Source organism: Streptococcus sp. HMSC072G04, from assembly GCF_001813295.1.
Lineage (GTDB): Bacteria > Bacillota > Bacilli > Lactobacillales > Streptococcaceae > Streptococcus.
Genome location: NZ_KV812035.1, coordinates 81,594 through 81,928, shown reverse-complemented (window position 1 = coordinate 81,928; position 335 = coordinate 81,594). Strand labels below are relative to the sequence as shown.

General features: G+C 44.2%; 1 protein-coding gene. It reads left to right on the top strand.

What is annotated here, in order from left to right; genetic code table 11:
- Window positions 1-335 (top strand): GBS Bsp-like repeat-containing protein (locus HMPREF2904_RS11960; protein ID WP_256263260.1); only part of this gene is annotated, 335 nt, incomplete at both ends.

The following is a 335-nucleotide window of genomic DNA, read 5'->3' as shown; positions in this document are numbered from 1 at the left end:
AAAGCCTTTATTGACTACACAGCTCCTAAACCATCTGCTGATCTAACCATTACGAAATCAGAGTCAGACGGTACTTTCACCATTACAGCTAAGAACCTTCAAGGCTTCGACAGCTACAAGGAAGTGAAGATTCCATTTTGGTCTCATGCAAATGGGATGAAAGACATCGTCTGGTACACTCCAACTCGCCAGGCAGATGGTTCTTATACCGTAACAGCTAAAGCCAGTGACCACGAAAACGCTGATGGCCAGTACGAAGCGCAAGTCTTCTATGTGGATGCCAAAGGCCAAAACAAGTTTGTTAAGAAAGCCTTTATTGACTACACAGCTCCTAA